General features: G+C 35.6%; 16 protein-coding genes. 10 read left to right on the top strand and 6 right to left on the bottom strand.

Translation table 11 applies throughout. From position 1 onward, the window contains the following. Nucleotides 1-66: 66 nt before the first annotated feature. Entirely contained in the window at nucleotides 67-576 is a 510-nt protein-coding gene (locus P164_RS04645) for a peroxiredoxin-like family protein (RefSeq protein WP_028375302.1), read from the bottom strand. A gap of 464 nt (nucleotides 577-1,040) precedes the next feature. Between P164_RS04645 and P164_RS04640 the strand changes: the two genes are divergently transcribed. Then, nucleotides 1,041-1,712, top strand: a complete 672-nt coding sequence (locus P164_RS04640; RefSeq protein ID WP_028375301.1) for a hypothetical protein — start codon at nucleotides 1,041-1,043, stop codon at nucleotides 1,710-1,712. Here the strand turns inward: P164_RS04640 and recQ are convergent. After that, complete coding sequence (gene recQ / locus P164_RS04635) at nucleotides 1,709-3,826, bottom strand: DNA helicase RecQ (RefSeq protein WP_028375300.1); 2,118 nt, start codon at nucleotides 3,824-3,826, stop codon at nucleotides 1,709-1,711. The two genes, P164_RS04640 and recQ, sit on opposite strands and share 4 nt — an antisense overlap. Before the next feature lie 242 nt (nucleotides 3,827-4,068). Between recQ and P164_RS04630 the strand changes: the two genes are divergently transcribed. From P164_RS04630 to P164_RS04620, 3 genes are all read left to right on the top strand, one after another. After that, entirely contained in the window at nucleotides 4,069-4,956 is an 888-nt protein-coding gene (locus P164_RS04630; protein ID WP_028375299.1) for a carbon-nitrogen hydrolase, read from the top strand. A 2-nt stretch (nucleotides 4,957-4,958) separates the two neighbouring features. After that, nucleotides 4,959-5,996, top strand: coding sequence for an agmatine/peptidylarginine deiminase (locus P164_RS04625; RefSeq protein WP_028375298.1), 1,038 nt, complete (start codon nucleotides 4,959-4,961; stop codon nucleotides 5,994-5,996). Between the two features lie 88 nt (nucleotides 5,997-6,084). Beyond that, on the top strand, nucleotides 6,085-7,431 hold the full coding sequence (locus P164_RS04620) for a DEAD/DEAH box helicase (RefSeq protein WP_028375297.1): 1,347 nt from the start codon (nucleotides 6,085-6,087) through the stop codon (nucleotides 7,429-7,431). Nucleotides 7,432-7,437: 6 nt separating this feature from the next. On the opposite strand, the gene P164_RS04615 is transcribed toward P164_RS04620, so the two are convergent. The 3 genes from P164_RS04615 to P164_RS04605 are packed head-to-tail and all read right to left on the bottom strand — an operon-like array spanning nucleotide 7,438 to nucleotide 8,503. Then, on the bottom strand, nucleotides 7,438-7,797 hold the full coding sequence (locus tag P164_RS04615; RefSeq protein WP_028375296.1) for a DUF2237 family protein: 360 nt from the start codon (nucleotides 7,795-7,797) through the stop codon (nucleotides 7,438-7,440). A 14-nt stretch (nucleotides 7,798-7,811) separates the two neighbouring features. Beyond that, nucleotides 7,812-8,156 carry a DoxX family protein gene (locus P164_RS04610; protein WP_035899346.1) on the bottom strand — a complete coding sequence of 115 codons (345 nt, stop codon included), beginning with the start codon at nucleotides 8,154-8,156 and terminating at the stop codon, nucleotides 7,812-7,814. After that, on the bottom strand, nucleotides 8,156-8,503 hold the full coding sequence (locus tag P164_RS04605; protein WP_028375294.1) for a DoxX family protein: 348 nt from the start codon (nucleotides 8,501-8,503) through the stop codon (nucleotides 8,156-8,158). The genes P164_RS04610 and P164_RS04605 overlap by 1 nt, the downstream gene beginning before the upstream one ends. Before the next feature lie 201 nt (nucleotides 8,504-8,704). On the opposite strand from P164_RS04605, the gene P164_RS04600 reads away from it, so the two are divergent. The 4 genes from P164_RS04600 (at nucleotide 8,705) to P164_RS04585 (ending at nucleotide 13,203) form a co-directional block, all read left to right on the top strand. Then, the gene (locus P164_RS04600; RefSeq protein WP_028375293.1) at nucleotides 8,705-9,964 is read left to right on the top strand and encodes an NAD(P)/FAD-dependent oxidoreductase; all 1,260 of its coding nucleotides are present in this window, start codon (nucleotides 8,705-8,707) and stop codon (nucleotides 9,962-9,964) included. A gap of 79 nt (nucleotides 9,965-10,043) precedes the next feature. Beyond that, nucleotides 10,044-10,616, top strand: a complete 573-nt coding sequence (locus P164_RS04595) for a gluconate 2-dehydrogenase subunit 3 family protein (RefSeq protein ID WP_081817313.1) — start codon at nucleotides 10,044-10,046, stop codon at nucleotides 10,614-10,616. Next, on the top strand, nucleotides 10,613-12,322 hold the full coding sequence (locus tag P164_RS04590; RefSeq protein ID WP_028375291.1) for a GMC oxidoreductase: 1,710 nt from the start codon (nucleotides 10,613-10,615) through the stop codon (nucleotides 12,320-12,322). The genes P164_RS04595 and P164_RS04590 overlap by 4 nt, the downstream gene beginning before the upstream one ends. Before the next feature lie 2 nt (nucleotides 12,323-12,324). Then, on the top strand, nucleotides 12,325-13,203 hold the full coding sequence (locus P164_RS04585) for a GIY-YIG nuclease family protein (RefSeq protein WP_028375290.1): 879 nt from the start codon (nucleotides 12,325-12,327) through the stop codon (nucleotides 13,201-13,203). A gap of 155 nt (nucleotides 13,204-13,358) precedes the next feature. On the opposite strand, the gene P164_RS04580 is transcribed toward P164_RS04585, so the two are convergent. Further along, nucleotides 13,359-13,937: a pseudouridine synthase gene (locus P164_RS04580; protein ID WP_117434297.1), complete on the bottom strand. Its 579-nt coding sequence runs from the start codon at nucleotides 13,935-13,937 to the stop codon at nucleotides 13,359-13,361. 145 nt (nucleotides 13,938-14,082) lie between these two features. Between P164_RS04580 and P164_RS04575 the strand changes: the two genes are divergently transcribed. After that, a complete protein-coding gene (locus P164_RS04575) occupies nucleotides 14,083-14,652 on the top strand; it encodes a PepSY-associated TM helix domain-containing protein (protein WP_028375289.1) in 570 nt (189 codons plus the stop codon). A gap of 7 nt (nucleotides 14,653-14,659) precedes the next feature. After that, nucleotides 14,660-15,709, top strand: a complete 1,050-nt coding sequence (locus P164_RS04570) for an MBL fold metallo-hydrolase (protein ID WP_028375288.1) — start codon at nucleotides 14,660-14,662, stop codon at nucleotides 15,707-15,709. Nucleotides 15,710-15,875 lie beyond the last annotated feature (166 nt).

Here is a 15,875-nt window from a genome sequence, read left to right as displayed (position 1 = left end):
TATTGTAAAACTAAAAAAGCCCCGTAAATCATATTTACAGGGCTTTTTATTTTATAAAAACATCTTCTATTTTCCTCCGCGAGCAGGATAATCTTCTTTTTCAACAAAATCTATGGATTTTAAAACGGCTTCTAAATCTGGTCTTGCAAAAGGCATGGTTTGTATAGAAGAAAAATATAGTGTGCCATCGGTACGAACTAAGAACATACCGGGTTCTGAAAATACATCGGGTTCGGCATCTTTAACGGCGTGTGAAATGTATAATCCCCATTCACGAGCTTTATCTTCACTTAATCCATAGCCTATTGGTAAGTTATCGGTTTCCCATTTTTCTTGAGAAAGTTTGGCTCTTTTCTGGGTATCCATACTTATTGCAATAATGTTTACACCTCTAGATTTAAAATCTTCTGTTTTAGAAGTTAAATCCTGAAGTTGTTTTTTGCATATAGGACAGTGCAGACCTCTGTAAAATACAATTAATGTATATTTTTCAGGTTTCTGTGCGCTTAATTTCCAGGTAGTGTCATTAATTAAGTCAATTTCTAATTCGGGTACTTGTGTATCTGGCTTTATCATTTGTCTATTTTTTCTAAAAGTAATTCATGCAAAATCTTAGCAGAGTCAATTATTTGCTAAAACTCCGTTAAGTAATCTTAAAATTAAACAATCACATTTTGCGATTTACGGCAGAATCCGATTTTAAATAAGCATAAAATTGAGTCAAGAGTAGTGGAGTAGTATAAAAATTAGGCCAATTCCATACAAATTAGGGAAAGTCTAAAAATTCATAGGTAATTACAAGTAAAATATTCAAAATTGCGTTTTTTATGAATTATTAACGAAAGAATATGCCTACAAATCTAAATTAATACTTGTACAAACAGGGAACTCCCAATTTAACTCGGAAAATCTCAAATGCTAGACGTGTTTAGTAAAATGTTTTAGTTAATCATTTTTGAATCAATAAAGCACTTAAACTGTATTATTTGCTTTTAAACGCATTTATTGAGAATTTAGAGTAGTTATTAAATACTGCTATTATGCGTAAAATATTAATACTATTTACTCTGTATTCTGCCTCACTTTTTTCTCAAGTAGGAATCGGAACGACTGTGCCTCATCCAGATGTTATGCTTGATGTGAATGGTGCACTACGAGTGCGCAATTATAATGAAGGTAATGATTTTGCAGCTAAAGATTCTATAGCTGTTTTTGATGGGAGGGGTGTATTACATCGTGTGGCAGCAAAAAAAATATTAGCTAATGTTGAAAAATCGCTCGTAAAAGCAAAATTAACGTCAAATTTTGCTGTAGCTCTATTATCATATATTCCGATTGTTTTTAATTCTGAAGATTTTGATATTAAAGATGAATTTAATGCTACAACAGGTGTTTTTACAGCAACCGATGCGGGCATATATCGTGTCGCTGCACAGATAAAAACCTCAAGCCTTAGTGTGGGTGATTTGGGTTTGGCTATTTATAAAACTAATTCTGCCGGCACAAGTTCAACAAAAATAGCCGAAGAGCGTTTTGTTAATGTTTCAGTGGTTTTAACTAATGTCTCACCACCTACACGTTCTGTATCTACCTTGGTACAACTGACCGCCGGTGAAAAAATAGATTTTAGGTTATACTCATTAGTGAATGTGAGTATTGCGGGTGCTGCAGCAGGCTACGACTCGTTTTGTACTATAGAACAGGTGCGTTAAAGGTTAGACATTTCTAAAATAGATAACCCCAATCTTATCTTATAATATTCAATCTTTTCTTCAAAATATTCATAATAGGCCTTTAAGGTTTCAGGATTTTCAAGGGCAATTTTTGCTTTTTTAATTTGTTCTACTTCAGTATTGCTTACAAATTGAAACAAATCAATAGGTTCTCCATCCAAAGCTAATTTAGCAATATGTGAATAAATGGTTGTGTCTTTTAAGTCACGCTTTTTGGAGATTTCTTCAATAGAAAGGCCTTCTTTAAGAAGATTATAAGTGACCTGATGGGTAGCGGTTTTACTTCCCTTTTTCTTTAGTTTTTCAGACTGAAATTTTAAAATTGCTTTAATAAATTCATCACCATAAACTTCTAATTTACGCTGGCCAACACCACTTATTTCTAAAAGTTCCATTTCAGTAGTAGGTCGTGCACGCTCCATTTCCTGAAGTGTTTTATCGCTAAAAACAAGATATGCAGGAATATTTTCTTCTTTGGCAATTTCCGCCCGAAGCATGCGTAACTTTTCAAACAGGGCATTAGCCTTTTTAGTCTTTGGTTTATCTGAGGTGATTACTTCTGGAGTAGGATTATCAACCGGTTCCGTGAGTCTTACTTTTTTTCCTTCAAATAAAACGGCTTTACTAGATGTAGTAAGATGTAAACTGTTACGCAAATGAAAGGCTATCTCGCAATATCCCTGATTTATTAATTGTAAAAAATAATGTTGCCAATCTTTCCACGATATATCTGCACCTATACCGTAAGTACTTAATGTGTCTAATTCTTTATCCAATACAGCTGCATTTTTAGCTCCTCTAAGCACATCTATTAAGGTTCCTATAGGTTGAGTTTCTTTAGCTCTGGCGATAGTTGACAATGCTTTTTGTGCAATTACGGTACCGTCAAAAAATTGAGGCGGATTTTTACATACATCACAATTGCCACAATCTTCTTCTAAAAACTGACCAAAATAACTCAATAAAATTTTTCTTCTGCAAGTTGTAGCTTCAGCATATTGCTTCATACGGTCTAACTTTGCATTTTGTACTTCTTCATTAGCTGCACCCTGCGTAAATCGCTTTAATTGTAAAACATCTGCATAACTGTGAAAAAGCAGTGCGTTTGACTTTAAACCATCACGTCCTGCTCGTCCAATTTCCTGATAATATCCCTCAAGGTTTTTAGGCATATTATAATGTATAACCCACCTAACGTTAGATTTATCGATACCCATACCAAAGGCTACAGTTGCACAGACTACCTGAGTTTTGTCATAAATAAAGTCTTCCTGTACACTAGTGCGCTCTTCAAAATCTAGACCTGCGTGATATGAAGTAGATTTTATACCTATAGCATTTAGCGAGTCTGATACGCTCTCGGTGGTTTTTCTACTTAGGCAATAAATTATACCGCTGGTGTTGGGTCGCTTTTTTAAAAATTGTTTGATTTGATCTAAACGCTTATCTGCTGCGCGTACTTCTAATTCTATGTTAGGACGGTCAAAAGAGCTTAAGAATTGCTGCGCATTGGAGATCGTAAGTTGGTCTGCAATATCACGTCGTGTTGCTTTATCTGCTGTAGCCGTTAAAGCGATTACCGGCGTATTTGGTAAGGATTTCTTTAAAAAACCCAATTGCTGATATGAAGGCCTAAAATCGTGTCCCCAGGAAGAAATACAATGTGCTTCATCTATGGCAATCATACTTATGTAGGTTTCACTTAATAATGGTGTTAAACCAGATAAACTTTCTGGAGCTACATACAAAAGCTTCAGTTTACCCTCTGCAGCACGTGCAATAATATCTTGCTGTTCTTGTGCAGTCTGGCTACTGTTGTAAAAGTCTGCCTCAATACCATTAGCTTTTAACCCATCAACCTGATCTTTCATCAGCGCGATTAATGGAGATATTACCAGCGTAAAACCTTTAAATAACAATGCAGGCAGCTGAAAACAAATAGATTTTCCACCACCAGTAGGCATAATAACGATAGCGTCTTTCCCATCAAGTACCGTTTGTATAATTTCAGCCTGTTGATTTCTAAAACTATCGTAACCAAAATAGGTCTTTAGCGTGGTTAAAAGTGTGGTTTTATCTATCTGGGATTGCATAAAAACTTTTTTTGTAAAAAACGGTATTTTTCTGCAGACCGCATTCTTTTTGACTTTGAAATACATTTCAAAATCATCAGGTCATGTTTTGAAGTGTAGATTAGTTAAAAACAGTTGTTTCTTTTTAAACATTTTGCATTTTTACTGCGTTTAAATAATAATAAAATAATTATTGCACAGAGCCTTAATATTCAATATTTATCTTGAGTTGAGAATCAAATTAATTAGTAAACTTGTTTCATATGAAAGCTAGAAAATATACGATTGCAGTATTGCAATTGAACTTAAATAACACTCCAGAAAATAACCTTGAAAAGTGTAAATCGTGGGTGCGTGATGCTGCGGCTAAAGGGGCTGAAGTTATTAGCTTACCAGAGTTGTATAGCAGCCATTATTTTTGTCAGGATGAGGATGTAGCAAATTTTAAATATGCAGAACCTCTTTATGATATTTCATTTACAGCATTTAGTGCGCTTGCTAAAGAACTGGGAGTAGTGTTAATTGTCCCTTTTTTTGAAAAGAGAATGAGTGGTATTTACCACAATAGTGCCTATATAATTGATACAGATGGTACCGAGGCAGGGTTATACCGAAAGATGCATATTCCCGATGATCCTCATTTTTATGAGAAATTTTATTTCACACCGGGAGATCTGGGTTTTAAAACTATAAAAACTAAAAAGGCCGATCTGGGTACCTTAATATGTTGGGATCAGTGGTACCCGGAAGCGGCTCGACTAACCGCACTTCAAGGGGCTGAAGTTTTATTTTATCCCACAGCAATTGGCTGGCATCCGCAAGAAAAAGAACAGTACGGGGTTAATCAACACGGAGCATGGATGAATGTTATGAAAGGTCACGCCGTTGCAAATGGGGTATATGTAGCGGCAGCAAATCGCATAGGTCTAGAGCAATATGTACCGGGTACAAAGGGTATTGAGTTTTGGGGGCAATCATTTATTTGTGGGCCCCAGGGTGAAATTTTAGCACAGGCTTCTGCAGATAAAGAAGAGATTTTAATGGCTGAAATAGATCTTGATTTACAAGAAAATGTGCGCCAAAACTGGCCATTCTTTAGAGATCGAAGAATAGATTTTTACGGAGAAATAACTAAGCGAGCACTCGATTAAATATGAAAAACACCAGACGTTTACCGGCAGAATGGGAAAATCAGCAAGGAATTTTATTGTGTTTTCCTAGCAATGGAGACGACTGGCCGGGTAAATATCAAACCATTCAGTTTGTGTTTGCAGATTTTATTAAAAAAATAGCAGAGACTGAAACAGTTTTTCTAATTGTAAAGAGTGAAAACCTTAAGGCTAAGGTTGTCGAACTTCTCGAGGCTGCACACGCTAATTTAAGTAAGGTTACATTTATTGTACAAAAAACAAACCGAAGCTGGATGCGCGATAGCGGCCCTATTATAGTTAAAAATAATAGAGAACGTGAAGCTTTAAACTTCAACTTTAATGGGTGGGCAAAGTATGGAAATTACCGCCTTGATAAGCAAATACCGAAGCGGGTTTCAGAATTTTTAGGAATACCACTAACACCTGTAGTTTATAACGGTAAATCTGTAATTCTTGAAGGCGGCGCAATAGACACAAATGGTAGAGGAACATTAATCACTACTGAAGAATGCCTGCTCGATACTGAGATTCAAGTGCGTAATGCCGATTTCACTAAAGAAGATTATGAGGCTATTTTTAATACCTACTTTGGGATTACAAATACCATCTGGTTAAATAAAGGTATTGCAGGTGATGATACACACGGCCATATAGATGACATTTGCAGATTTGTTAATGCTACAACTATTGTAGCTGTGGTAGAGGAAGATCCTTCAGATGCTAATTACGCTCCATTACAAGAAAATCTCATACGTTTAAAAGAGGCAAAGCTTGAGGATGGAAGCAGTCCTACAATCATAACATTGCCTATGCCTAAACGAATAGATTATGATAAATTAAGGCTTCCGGCGAGTTATGCTAATTTTTTGATACTTAACAATTCTGTTTTGGTCCCTACATTTAATGACCCTAATGACCGAATTGCGTTAAATACGCTTGCAGAAATCTTTCCAGATAAAAAGATAATAGGCATTGGCGCACTTGACCTTATTTGGGGACTGGGAACCTTACATTGTTTGAGTCAACAGATTCCTTCTTAGGCTAGTTTCTGCTTTAGCGATAAATGGGTTTTAAATTCTGGAAAAACCTACAGGTTTAAAAACGTACCTTTGCGGCAAAATTACTTACATGCAGTCTTTTGAAGATTTTAAAATAAATAAGCAATTACGATACGCCATAGAAGATCTTGGCTTTACACAACCCACTCCTATACAACAAGAAGCCTTTTCTGTTGTGCGCTCTGGACGCGATGTTGTAGGTATTGCTCAAACAGGTACTGGTAAGACTTTTGCTTACATGCTACCTATACTTGAAGGTTTAAAATTTTCAAAGCAAGTTAATCCGCGTGTCTTAATAATGGTTCCCACTCGTGAACTGGTTATACAGGTTGTGGAGCAGATAGAAAGCTATGGTAAATACAGCTCAATTCGAGTTTTAGGTATTTATGGTGGTGCAAATATTAATATACAAAGGCAAGAGGTGGCGCAGGGTTGTGATATCGTAGTTGCCACACCAGGGCGTTTATATGATCTTGTTGTAAGTCGTAATCTAGAACTTAAGTCTGTTAAACAGCTTATTATAGATGAAGTAGACGTAATGCTTGATCTTGGTTTTAGATATCAACTGGTTAATATTTTTGATCTAATGCCTCCGCGCAGACAAAATATCATGTTTTCTGCAACCATGACTGATGAAGTTGATGAACTAATGGACACTTTTTTTACGGCTCCAGAACGTATTCAGGTAGCGTTAAGTGGTACTCCACTAGAATCTATTGAGCAACGATATTATGAATTGACCAACTTTTACACAAAAGCAAATCTGCTTATAAAGCTTTTAAAAGACAAACAAGAATATTCTAAAAACCTTGTCTTTGTTTCTAATAAAAAGCACGCAGATAGACTATACACCGTTCTACAAGAGGTCTACGGAAGCGAAGTAGGAGTAATACACGCAAATAAAACTCAAAACTACCGTATAAATGCAATTGGGCAATTTGATGCAGGAAGTTACCGAATTCTGGTGACGACAGATGTGATGGCTCGTGGTCTTGATTTAGATCAGGTTACCCACGTATTTAATATGGATGTACCTCGTTTTCCTGAAAATTATATGCACCGTATAGGTCGTACCGGTAGGGCTGGAGAGACCGGAAAAAGTATTCTGATGGGTACTCCTTCAGAGCTTGAAAAACGAGAAGAGATTGAAGCATTAATGGGAATGAAAATTACCCAATATGAGTTGCCTGAAGATCTAGAAACTTCAATACGTCTGCTACCTGAAGAGGAGCCAGAATATGTTGAAATTAATAATCCTTCAAAACGCAATGACGAGCGAGGTGCAAGTTTTCACGAGAAAAGTGAAAAAAACAAGAAAGTTAATCAGGGTGGAAGCTACCGCAGGGAAATCGCTAAAAAGTATAAAAAGCCAAAGACCCGTGGTGATAAAAACTACAACCGCCGGAATAAAAAATAATTTTAGTTAAATAGCATACGCTTCTAATTTAGCTAGCGTAGTGTAGTTTAAAGCATCCTGGTGACAGGCTTCCAGATTTAATCTGGGAGCTACTCCCTTCTTTTCTGCTTCAAGCCATCTGCTAATACATAAACACCAGGAATCACCGGGTTTTAAACCGGGAAAATCCCAATGTGGTATAGGTGTCATAAGGTCATTTCCTTTAGACGCAGAATATGTCAAAAACTCTTCAGTGACAACTGCACAAAGTATGTGTGTACCATAATCTTCTTCAATAGTTCTACAGTAACCATCTCTAAAGTAACCTGTTTTAGGATTGAAACAACAGGCCTGTAATGGTTTTCCGTAAATATTAAGTGTTTTCATTAACTTAAATTCTTTTAGGTTGTTGAAAATGCAAAAACTAACAGGCTATTGATAATCATAAAAATAAAAGCTGGGGATGAAGCAATCACGCTATCTTTAATATACAGGCGAGTTACAAAACCCATAAGCATTAGTAGAGCAAGCCCGCCGGCACTAATCACTACGAGTGTATTGCTTATGAAAACCCCGATAATAAGACCCAGACCTCCTAAAATTTGCAATAAACCTACGAGCGTACGCCATTTCGCAAGTTTAAAGCGAATGAATTCATTTTTCATTTGCTCTGTGCTCAAACAGCTTATACCATAAATTAAAAAACTAAAACCGGAAATTAATGCTAAACCTTGATATACGATCACTAGTTAATTACGTTTAAGTGTACTGCAGCTACAAATAGACTTAGAATTAGAAGAAAAAGAGATGGTATGTATTTATGAAAAGGATTTTTCACTTTAATATGCGCAAATTGAGCACATACCATTAAAAGGGCCATTAACAAAGCAGGAACTCCGGCTAAATCTTCATACCAAATGCCCGCAATTAATAAAGTAGATAATGCGATTTTAGATGCTCCTACACAATTACGAGTGAGGTCTGATAAACCATATTGCTTAAACTCTTTTACTATATTATCCCATCTAAAAACCCAAACGATAACAATTGAAACGGCGATAACAATTTGTGCAATAGTAGCAAGTAAATCCATAAGTTATAATTTTTGATGAAATTATTGATATGTTTTCTAATGGTCAATAAGTTAGGATTAATCTTTAGTTAAAAGACTTTCAAATAAAATGAATGAATATTTATTTCTATACATTTTTGATATCAAAATCGGATTTTGATTGTTAAATTGGTCTTTAATTATTAGTTGCTTACCCCAAGAAAAAAAGAGCTCACACATTTTATGAAAAGTAAAAATCAAATTAATATTTATATAGTAGGTGCAGGAATAAGTGGTTTAATTGCTGCTCAAATTCTAGAAAATCACGGTTATTTACCTATAATTTTAGAAGCTACAGACCGTGTAGGTGGGCGGGTTAAGACAGATATTATTGAAGGATACCAATTAGATCACGGTTTTCAAGTTATGCTAGAAGCATATCCTAAAGCCAAAGAATATTTAGATTATGAGAAACTTGATTTACAAAAATTATTGCCGGGTGCAGTAATTTTTAAAAATGGTACTTCACAAACCTTAGGCGATCCTTTACGAGCATTAAGTCTTGCAATACCTACAGTTTTAGCTTCAGCAGGGAGTATACGAGATAAAATAAAAATATTAAAACTCAATTATGACCTTGCAGCTAAAAGTCTGGAAGAAATATTTAGTACAAATGAGCAAACCACTTTAGAATATTTACAAAATTTTGGTTTTTCAAATCGCATAATTAATACATTCTTCAAGCCTTTTTTTAGCGGTATTTTTCTAGAAGTAAATTTACAGACCTCAAGCCGTATGTTTGAGTTTGTATATAAAATGTTTGGTGAAGGTCTTGCTGTGATTCCTAAGGCGGGCATAGGAGCGATTTCAGAGCAATTAAAATCGAACTTAAAGAACACAACGTTTAAATTTAATACAAAAGTTAAACAGATAACTAATGAGTCTATAATTCTTGAAGATGGTAGTCTACTTAATTCAGACAGCACTATTATTGCGACCGAGGCAAGCCCTCTCATTGCCAATTTGAGTAACCAACAAATTGAATGGAAAGGCGTAGATAATTTATATTTTGAAGTAGATACAATGGTTTTAGAAAAACCTATAATTGGTTTATTTCAAGAAGAAAATAGTTTGATTAATAATATTTTCTATCCTACAGCAATAGCAACACAATCTAAAGGGACAAAGACTTTACTTTCGGTGTCGGTGGTTAAAGAGCATCAATTTTCTGAACAAGAGCTCGTAAATGCTATAAAAAAAGAGCTTAGTCAACAAGCCAAAATAGAGAATTGTAGATTTTTAAAACGTTACCGCATTACTAAGGCCTTACCTAAACTATCTAACTTGCGCTATAGTATGGCAACTACTGAAACCAGATTAAGTAGTAATATATTTTTAGCCGGAGATCAGCAGCTTAATGGTTCGCTTAATGCAGCCATGATAAGTGGAGAACGAGCAGCATTAGGAGCAATTAAAGTTCTAGAAGGTGGTTTAGTAGATTAACCATTTTTAATTTTCACCTATTCATTGGTTTCCAATTAATATTTGTACTTTTTAATCTGTTTAGAATCTTAAGTAAATTATGAAACGTAGGAATACAATTAAATTAATGGCTTTGGGCACAGGAGCCTTTTTTGTTACACCTTTAGTGAGCAATCTTCTAGTAGGTTGTAAGACAGAAACAAAGCCAAAATATGCAAATCTTGAATTTTTCTCTGAAGAAGATTTTGCAATCGTATCTGTTCTGGTAGATATTATTATTCCCGAAAGTGAAGATAGTCCGGCTGCATCTACAGTAGGGGTAGATACTATGATAGACCATATGATTGCAGGAGTTTATGATTCTAAGCAACAAGATGTATTTAATTCACAATTTTCAGATTTAAAATCCTATTTAAATTCAGCAAAGGATTCAAATTTTATTGATTTAAAACCTGAGGATCAAAAGTTAATTGTTACCGCTTTACTTTCAGAAAAAAACACTTCAACTAAAACTGCGCGTGAGTCGTTTTATAATATTAAAAATCAATCAATTAACTACTATTTAAATACAGAAAAAGTAGCTAAAAATAATTTAAATTATCTTCCGGTTCCCGGTCCTTATTTGCCGTGTGTATCCTTAGAAGAACTTAACGGAAAAGCCTGGGCAATATGAGTACTCAAAAAGACGTACCTACAACTTATGATGCAATCGTTGTAGGATCTGGTATCAGCGGCGGTTATGCAGCAATGGAGTTGTGTAAAAAAGGTTACAAAACACTAGTTCTGGAGCGTGGTCGCAATATAGAACACATAACAGATTATGATACTGCACATAAAGATAATTGGGAATTACCTTATAACGGGCGCGTACCGGTAGAGGAGATTAACGATCATTATACTAAACAAAACCGCTTAAACTGGTGGGTAAATCAAGACAATAAACCATTTATAAATAAAGACAGCGATTATCCTTATGATGAGATAGAGCGTTTTGACTGGATTCGCGGTCATCATTTAGGTGGTCGTTCACTTATGTGGGGGCGTCATTGCTACCGCTGGAGTGATATAGATTTTGAAGCAAATGCTAAAGAAGGCATTGGGGTAGACTGGCCTATACGCTATGCAGATATTGAACCCTGGTATACTCAAGTAGAAACATTTGTAGGAGTAAGCGGGCAGGCCGAAGGCTTAAAGCAGGTTCCTGACGGTGTATTTTTAAAGCCTTTTGAGTTAAACTGTGCAGAGCAATCATTTAGAGAAAAGGTAAAAGAAAAATATCCTGAGCGTATTATTACTCCGGGGCGTGTTGCTAATTTATCTGAATACAATCCCGAAATACATTTAGGAACACGAGGACAATGTCAAACGCGCAATCGTTGCTGGCGAGGTTGTCCGTTTGGAGCTTATTTTAGTAGTCAGTCAGCTACATTACCCGTAGCTAAAGAGACCGGAAATCTTACCATACGTCCAGATAGTATTGCAGCAGAAGTAATTTATGACCCCAATACAGAGCGTGCAACCGGCGTACGTGTATTTGATGCAAATACAGGAGAAGAATTTATATACAACGCAAAAATTATATTTTGTAACGCGAGCACTATAGGTACCACGGCTTTATTGTTAAACAGCCGTTCTGAGCGTTTTCCTAACGGTTTAGGCAATGATAGTGGTGAATTGGGTCATAATCTTATGGATCATCATTACGGTATGGGAGCCAGCGCTACCTTTGAAGGTTTTGAAGATACGTATTATCAAGGCCGTAAACCTAACGGATTCTATATTCCGCGATTTAGAAATATTGATAAAGAAACAGAACAAAAAGAATATTTACGAGGGTTTGGGTATCAGGGTCAGGTTGCCAGACAAACTGATATTGCACCAGAACAAATAGGAGAAGCGCTAAAAGCTGAAATCTTTAAACCGGGGCCTTATAAGATAAATGTAGCTTGTTTTGCCGAGATGCTACCCTACCACGAGAATCGTATGTTTTTAAATCACGATAAAAAAGATCAACACGGCCTCCCGATAATAACTTTTGATGCAAAATTGCGTGACAATGAAATGAAATTGCGAGAGGATGGCGTTAAATGCGCTGTAGAAATGCTTGAAGCGGCAGGTTGTAAAGATATTAGCTATTACAATAATGTAACGGCTCCCGGAGCTTGCATTCACGAGATGGGAACGGCTCGTATGGGTAATGATCCTAAGACCAGTGTACTTAACAAATGGAATCAAATTCACGCTGTGCCTAACGTATTTGTAACCGATGGTGCGTGCATGACCAGCAGCGGAACCCAAAATCCTAGTATTACCTATATGGCATTAACGGCGCGAGCAGTTGATTATGCACATAAACAAATAGAAGCAGGGAAATTGTAAATATGGGAAAAAAACTAACTGTTTTTATGATTGATGGAACAGCATATGGACCACGGCTAGCTGAAATAGGTAATTGGGTTGGAAAAGCAATTTATTGTTCGCGAGCATCAATAAATAAAATAATTAATCGTGATGAGTTCAATAATCCTGGAATTTATTGTCTTAAAGGTGATCCTACCGACGAGGCATTTGATGAAAAAATTTATATAGGTGAAGCTGAAAATGTAAAATCAAGATTGAAACAGCACCTAGGTGACGGTACTAAGGATTTTAAAGAACTAATATTTTTTATAAGTAAAGATGAACTTTTAACCAAAACACAAATTAGATACTTAGAATCAAGACTAGTTCAATTAGCTATTGATGCAAAAACTGCTCAAATAGATAATGGAAATTCGCCTAGCATACCTACACTTCACGAGGCCGATATTTCTGATATGGAATATTTTTTAGAACAAATGAAACTAATACTCCCAGTAATGGGTTTTAAATTTTTAATATCATCAACTGTAAAGTCAAATACTGTTCTCGAACAATATAATAAACCTGAAGTTCACGAGAGTTATAAAATTAAATCTAGTAGCTACTCTGCAATTATGAAAGAAACGGATCAAGGGTTTATAGTAGAGAAGGGAAGTGTGGCCAAAAAAGAACTTTCACCATCTTGTACTGAAACATATAGAAATATGAGGAAGAGACTTTTGGAAACTAATGTATTAATCAACTATGAAGATAAACTAATCTTTACAGAAGACACAGTCTTTAATAGTCCTAGCGCTGCATCCAATATGATTTTAGGTAGAAATTCAAACGGCTTGACAGAATGGATAACTAATACTGGCGAGTCATTTAAAGATATTCAAGAAAAAATAAACATTTAATTTCAGCTTTGAATTTTGTAATTAAAACGCTGACTATTCATCACTAAATGAATAGTCTCTACCTTAATAGTTTCATCTGTATAGTTAATAAGTTTTTTAATATACCTAAAATATTTTAGTACTTAATTTGAGAGAAATAATAGTATTACATTTAACTATATTTCCCCATCCCAAATCAAAACTACACCGGGCTTCATATTCTCTAATTTTAAATCACCTACGCGCACGCGTACCAGGCGTAATGTAGGACAATCTATAGCCGATGTCATTTTACGCACCTGTCTAAATTTTCCTTCTTTTATGGTGATACTTAACCAGGTTGTAGGGCCGTGGCGCGCATCGCGTATTTTCTTTGTGCGTTCCGGAAAATTTGGTTTTTCCTGAAGACGCCTAACAGCCGCCGGTTTTGTCGTATATTTTTTTCCGTCAAAACCTATTTCAATGCCCCTGCGTAATAAATCAAGTGTTTCTTCGCTAGGATCACCATCTACAAGCGCATAATATTCCTTTTCAATGCCGCTTCGGTTTATGTAATCACTTAGTTTACCGTCTGTAGTCATCAACAATAAACCTTCAGATTTCTCGTCTAGACGGCCAATGGGCATAATACCATCAGGCCAATGATATAGTTCTGCGAGAAATTTTTTTTTGCGAGCCTGACGCTCATCATTACTGCTTATTTGGCTAATATATCCGTAAGGTTTAAAAAGTAAGTAATGAGAATGATCTGTCAATGTAATACGTGTTTTTTCGCTTTACGAAAGTAATCTAATTAAGATTAATCAGAATAGTACAGATGTTTAACACGAACTAGGAATCTGGCTTGTACCAATGATTTATTTTTGATTTTTCTAAATTATAAAAAGTGTTTTTTTAAGTATGCCTTCACAACAAAAAAGAAAGAATCAGGCTAAGATACTCAGGCAATTTCGCGCTGTACATAGAGCAATGGGAGCGGTGTTGTTTGTATTCTTTTTTATTATTTCAGTTTCAGGATTACTTTTAGGTGTTAAAAAGAATAGCGGAGATGTATTACTACCTAAAACTCAAACGGGCACTACTTCAGATTTAAGTCGCTGGTTACCATTATCAGAGCTAAAAGAAAAAGCAATGACTGTACTAAGAGAATCAATATCACCAGAATTATCTCAAGAATTAGATAGGATAGATGTGCGGAATGAAAAAGGTATTGTCAAATTTATCTTTGCCAATCACTATTACGGTATTCAATTAGATGGCGCCACGGGAGCTGTTTTAAGCATAGGAAAGCGTAGATCTGATGTGGTAGAAAATATTCACGACGGCTCTATAATTGATAGTTATTTAGGTACCGGCGGATATGTAAAACTTATTTATACGCTTATTATGAGTCTCTCTTTAATTTTATTTACCATTACCGGCTTCTGGTTATGGTATGGTCCTAAACGTATGCGAAAATCCAGATCTTAAATTTAAAATGATGTTTAAACAATTTGGTGGTAAAATTACTGCAGAATTAAAAGCCAGATACGAGAAGTCTCCAAATTGGCGCAATGGCAGCTTTCAAAATTTAGAAGAAACTTCAATGGATGTAGGTATTACTGAAATGCCTGGACTGTTATATAAATTATTCTTTGAGAAAGACCCTCAGGCTGCTCCTAATCAAGATTTAGCAATTGAAAGTTTTGATTTAGATGCATTCTTAAAACCTTCAGACGATATAAAATATATTTGGTATGGGCACGGGGTTTATCTAATGCGTATAAATAACAAAACACTTTTAATAGATCCTATGCTAGGACCGGATTCTTCACCTATCTCTCCGGCGAAAACACGACGTTTTTCGGCAAATCCACTAGACCTAATTGATGATTTCCCCGAAATAGATCTGATGCTGTTAACGCACGACCACTATGATCATTTAGATTTAGCCAGTATTAGAAAACTTATCCCAAAGATTAAATCCTATTATGTCGCCCTGGGTTGTGGGCGACACCTGGAAGCCTGGGGTGTTCCTAATCATAAAATCACAGAATTTGACTGGTGGGATGTTTCAATTTTTAGTGGTATTAAAATTACGTTTACCCCAAGCCGACACTTTTCGGGACGGGGTTTACGGGATCGTGCTAAATCTCTTTGGGGTGGTTGGGTTTTTAAGACAGCTACCCAAAACCTGTTTCATTCTGGTGATGGGGGATTTGGAGCTCATTTTAAAGATATAGGAGAGAAATTAGGACCTTTTGATTTTGGATTTATTGAATGCGGTCAATACGGAGAGAAATGGAGCCAGATTCATATGTTTCCTAGAGAAAGTGTTATAGCTGCAATAGACGCAAAAGTAAAAATTGCCACGCCTTATCATTGGGCAGGATTTAAATTAGCCTTTCACAGTTGGACAGAACCAGCTGATTTGTTTGTAAGGTATGCGATAGAAAATAATTTAAACTACACATTACCCAGACTGGGACAGCTTATGCATCTAAATAATACCTGTCAAACTCATATGTGGTGGAAAGATTTAGACTAGACCCAACAGCCTTTTATTATGTGCTATTCATTAATCATAAATACTTTATAGATTAGGCAACGTTAACTATTTGAACTTAAATTGATAAGCATCATTAATCGTTTTAAATAAACTCTTTGGGAATAATAATGACACCTATGTTTTACGTGATTTAAAAAGCTTAGAT

This window comes from Leeuwenhoekiella sp. MAR_2009_132, from assembly GCF_000687915.1.
In the GTDB taxonomy this organism is placed as follows: Bacteria; Bacteroidota; Bacteroidia; order Flavobacteriales; family Flavobacteriaceae; genus Leeuwenhoekiella.
Note: the sequence above shows the minus strand (reverse complement) of the source record. Positions and strands in the feature narration are given on the sequence as shown.

Coding starts and splice junctions, on each gene's coding strand:
- P164_RS04645 (WP_028375302.1), bottom strand. CDS start 576: ATGATAAAGCCAGATACACAAGTACCCGAATTAGAAATTGACTTAATT.
- P164_RS04640 (WP_028375301.1), top strand. CDS start 1,041: ATGCGTAAAATATTAATACTATTTACTCTGTATTCTGCCTCACTTTTT.
- recQ (WP_028375300.1), bottom strand. CDS start 3,826: ATGCAATCCCAGATAGATAAAACCACACTTTTAACCACGCTAAAGACC.
- P164_RS04630 (WP_028375299.1), top strand. CDS start 4,069: ATGAAAGCTAGAAAATATACGATTGCAGTATTGCAATTGAACTTAAAT.
- P164_RS04625 (WP_028375298.1), top strand. CDS start 4,959: ATGAAAAACACCAGACGTTTACCGGCAGAATGGGAAAATCAGCAAGGA.
- P164_RS04620 (WP_028375297.1), top strand. CDS start 6,085: ATGCAGTCTTTTGAAGATTTTAAAATAAATAAGCAATTACGATACGCC.
- P164_RS04615 (WP_028375296.1), bottom strand. CDS start 7,797: ATGAAAACACTTAATATTTACGGAAAACCATTACAGGCCTGTTGTTTC.
- P164_RS04605 (WP_028375294.1), bottom strand. CDS start 8,503: ATGGATTTACTTGCTACTATTGCACAAATTGTTATCGCCGTTTCAATT.
- P164_RS04600 (WP_028375293.1), top strand. CDS start 8,705: ATGAAAAGTAAAAATCAAATTAATATTTATATAGTAGGTGCAGGAATA.
- P164_RS04595 (WP_081817313.1), top strand. CDS start 10,044: ATGAAACGTAGGAATACAATTAAATTAATGGCTTTGGGCACAGGAGCC.
- P164_RS04590 (WP_028375291.1), top strand. CDS start 10,613: ATGAGTACTCAAAAAGACGTACCTACAACTTATGATGCAATCGTTGTA.
- P164_RS04585 (WP_028375290.1), top strand. CDS start 12,325: ATGGGAAAAAAACTAACTGTTTTTATGATTGATGGAACAGCATATGGA.
- P164_RS04575 (WP_028375289.1), top strand. CDS start 14,083: ATGCCTTCACAACAAAAAAGAAAGAATCAGGCTAAGATACTCAGGCAA.
- P164_RS04570 (WP_028375288.1), top strand. CDS start 14,660: ATGATGTTTAAACAATTTGGTGGTAAAATTACTGCAGAATTAAAAGCC.